Annotated in this window: 4 protein-coding genes and 1 tRNA gene; 4 read left to right on the top strand and 1 reads right to left on the bottom strand. The window is 33.4% G+C overall.

Annotated features, from left to right (window positions below):
• Window positions 1-131 precede the first annotated feature (131 nt).
• Both ftsZ and K8V80_RS02855 read left to right on the top strand, forming a co-directional pair.
• A complete protein-coding gene (gene ftsZ / locus K8V80_RS02860; protein ID WP_050807913.1) occupies window positions 132-1,445 on the top strand; it encodes a cell division protein FtsZ in 1,314 nt (437 codons plus the stop codon).
• A 10-nt stretch (window positions 1,446-1,455) separates the two neighbouring features.
• Window positions 1,456-1,908 (top strand): GatB/YqeY domain-containing protein, encoded by a 453-nt coding sequence (locus tag K8V80_RS02855; RefSeq protein ID WP_006743643.1) that lies wholly within the window; start codon window positions 1,456-1,458, stop codon window positions 1,906-1,908.
• 411 nt (window positions 1,909-2,319) lie between these two features.
• Here the strand turns inward: K8V80_RS02855 and recO are convergent, their stop codons facing one another.
• A complete protein-coding gene (recO, locus tag K8V80_RS02850; protein WP_006743644.1) occupies window positions 2,320-3,048 on the bottom strand; it encodes a DNA repair protein RecO in 729 nt (242 codons plus the stop codon).
• 299 nt (window positions 3,049-3,347) lie between these two features.
• On the opposite strand from recO, the gene K8V80_RS02845 reads away from it, so the two are divergent.
• Together K8V80_RS02845 and rpsT are read left to right on the top strand one after the other, a co-directional pair.
• A tRNA-Glu gene (locus tag K8V80_RS02845) sits at window positions 3,348-3,419 on the top strand.
• 38 nt (window positions 3,420-3,457) lie between these two features.
• Window positions 3,458-3,558: 30S ribosomal protein S20 (gene rpsT, locus K8V80_RS02840; RefSeq protein ID WP_276775332.1), on the top strand; the 101-nt coding region annotated here is incomplete at its 3' end.

Here is a 3,558-nt window from a genome sequence, read left to right as displayed (position 1 = left end):
GGAAAAAGAAAAATAAAAAATCTTGGACATCTTCGCTCATCAAAAAATTTGAAGAAGTTCAGAAGAATATCTTTAACGAAAACGACGAGATTAAAAACGACTAATGTACTATGGATACAACATACACTGACATAATGGATTTAAAGAATTTTGATATCCCAACCAATTCACCAAAAATTATAAAGGTGATAGGTGTTGGTGGTGGTGGCGGTAATGCCGTTAGCCACATGTTTACAGAAGGTATTCACGATGTGTCCTTTGTATTATGCAATACTGATAATCAAGCCCTACTTGAATCACCAGTACCTGTCAAAATACAATTGGGTAAGGAAACAACTTATGGACTTGGTGCAGGTAATAAACCAGACAGAGCCAAAGAAGCTGCCGAGGAAAGCCTAGATGAAATAGAGAAAATACTCAATGATGGTACGAAAATGGTGTTTATCACTGCTGGTATGGGAGGTGGTACAGGAACAGGTGCAGCTCCTATAATAGCAAGAACTGCCAAAGATATGGGCATCCTTACTGTTGGTATTGTCACAATTCCTTTCTTATTTGAAGGTGAAAAGAAAATTATTCAAGCACTAGACGGCGTTGAAAAGTTAGCTCAAAGCGTTGATGCATTACTGGTTATCAACAACGAACGTTTAAGAGAAATACACTCCGACCTAACGTTAATGAATGCCTTTGCAAAAGCAGACGATACTCTTTCCATTGCTGCAAAAAGTATTGCAGAGTTAATTACTAAGAAAGGTAAAATTAACCTAGACTTTGCTGATGTTAACACAATCTTAAAAGATGGAGGTGTTGCTATCATGAGCACAGGGATTGGTAAAGAAGAGAATAGACTTTCAAAAGCTATTAAGAATGCACTAAACTCCCCTCTACTTAACAATAATGATATCTTCAACGCGAAGAAAGTCATGCTTAATATTTATTGCTCAGAGGATGTTATGATGGATGAAATTAATGAAGTTCATGACTTTATGAGCAAATTTAGAGATGAAGTAGAGGTTATCTGGGGTATGACAATAGAAAAAGAGCTTGGAAAGGATGTAAAAGTAACTATCCTCGCTACAGGATTTGGTGTTGAAGATGTCCCAGGAATGAGTGAACGTCGTGAGCAGCGCACCAAAGAAGAGGAAGATACTATAATGATAGAAGAAGAAAAGAAAAGAGAAATCATTATACACAGAATAAAAGCTGCTTACGGAGAAAATGCTATAAACCTAAGAAATCGTTCCTCTAAAAGACAAAATCACATCTACCTTTTCACTTCAGAAGATTTAGATAATGATAATGTGATTGCCGAAGTAGAAGAAACTCCGACATACGAAAGGACAAAAAGTAAATTGAACATTATTTCGAACATTACATCTCAGGGAGGACCTAGATTAACCAAATCAGAAGATAATAATCCTGAGGATAAAGTAATTAAATTTTAAATAAACAGTTATGAGTTTTTTTGAACAGATCAATGAAGATCTAAAACAGGCTATGAAAGCCAAAGATAAAGTTACACTTCAAGTACTCCGTACTATTAAAAAATACTTCTTAGAAGCAAAAACTGCACCAGGAGCACATAATGAGTTATCAGACACTGATGCAATAAAAATCATTCAGAAACTTGTAAAACAAGGTAAAGACTCTGCAACTATCTACGCAGAACAAAAGAGACAAGACTTGGCTGATGAAGAATTAGCTCAAGTAGAAGTGCTTGAGAAATACTTACCTAAACAATTATCTGATGAAGAACTTTCTGCTAGAATAAAAGCTATTGTAGAAAAAGTGGGTGCTTCTTCAATGAAAGATATGGGTAAAGTAATGGGGCTAGCCACTCAAGAGTTAGCAGGAAAAGCTGATGGCAAAGCAATTTCAACAAAAGTAAGAGAATTACTAGCTGAATAGTTATTTCCGATATTTTAAAGAAGGAGGTTATCTAATATACTTAGGTAACCTCCTTTTTTATTTTACTGGTAATACTCAATAACGAAAAAGCTTTCTGCCCTACAATATTGAAAGAATTTTATTGTTGAAGATTATAGAACCAACTTAAATTAAGAACGAAGCCTTAAAAAATATGATTTTAAAAATCACTCTATTATAACACCGACATACCGATTACATATCGGTGTCAAAGTAACATCATGTCGGTGTCATGACAAAAACATGACTTAGTCATACCATTCTATTACTCCATATTAAACAGCACTTTACACCAAAAAATAGGGTATTGAAAGAAATACTTAAATTCCATCCAGTTTCTATTTAATTATACACCTATAAAGAACAAGTATAGTAATAGGAGCAAACTACTAGTTAATCAAACAATTCTTTTAATACATCCAGCGATTTTAGCTCAGGAAAATTAGGGATGTGAATCTTATAAAAGTCACTTAAAACATCTAAGATTTCATTTCTATCATGCCTATTTAACTTAAAAAGATACATTGTTTCATAGTTCATACGCATCAACTGAACGATATGGGATGCCCCTAATGGCTCAAGGTAATTATTGTGAAGAGTAGGCTTGTATGAAATAAAACTCGCATTTAGAAGATCAAAATAATCACCCTCTGTATAATTATCAATATTGGGGTATAAGCCTAAAAAGAGAGAAAGACGCATCATAAAGACTAAATGGAAATTAGCATATGAATTTTGAGATTCATCTAGCCACTGTATAGAATTCATCAAATAAGAAAATAGGGATCCACTCTCCCCTTCTTCTTTAACTGCATAATAGATGAACTCAGCTATAAAAAAGGCAATAGCAGATTTATAAGGATTATAAGGAATTGATTGAAAAGCCAAATGAGGTTTGGCATCTTTAACTCTATAAAGACCACCTTTCTTACTTCTACTAAGATTTAAATCAAGAATAGCTAAAGGCTGAAACAAGTTACTTTTTACCCTGGCCTTAGAAGATTTTGGTATATTCACAGCTACAGAACACCTACCTAGGCACTCTGTATATAAATCTACAATATTTGTCGTATCATTATATTTAATGACTTTCAAAACAACTCCCAATGTCTTTTCTTCCATCACTACCAATCATTATATTACACCAATACGAATGTATAGCATTTATACTGAAACAGCAGCATACCTTTCTTTTAAAATAATATTCTGAACACATCATACTTAGCATCTCACAAATTTAACATTTAAACACACTCTTGTAAGTATCTAATAATAATATATTTACAGAAATATAAATTTAAAAGTCAAGAAAACAACCAACTTTTTAAGAATAAAATTTTGCGATTTAAAAAATATACCATACATTTGCAACGCAATCGAGAAAAAACGATGCATTCTAGCGAAAGCTGAAAAATAAAAATGGCCCGTTCGTCTATCGGTTAGGACGCCAGGTTTTCATCCTGGAAAGAGGAGTTCGACTCTCCTACGGGCTACAATTAATTAAGAACTAAATTATAAAGGTTAGTCAAAAATGGCAAATCACAAATCATCTCTAAAGAGAATCAGACAAGATCAGACAAGAAGACTACGTAACAGATATTATGGTAGAACCATGAGAAATGCTGTTAGAAA

The organism is Bacteroides coprosuis (genome assembly GCF_020741705.1).
Lineage (GTDB): Bacteria > Bacteroidota > Bacteroidia > Bacteroidales > Bacteroidaceae > Bacteroides_E > Bacteroides_E coprosuis.
The sequence above is the reverse complement of the archived record's forward strand: the minus strand, read 5'-3'. Positions and strand labels throughout refer to the sequence as shown.

Coding starts and splice junctions, on each gene's coding strand:
- K8V80_RS02855 (WP_006743643.1), top strand. CDS start 1,456: ATGAGTTTTTTTGAACAGATCAATGAAGATCTAAAACAGGCTATGAAA.
- recO (WP_006743644.1), bottom strand. CDS start 3,048: ATGGAAGAAAAGACATTGGGAGTTGTTTTGAAAGTCATTAAATATAAT.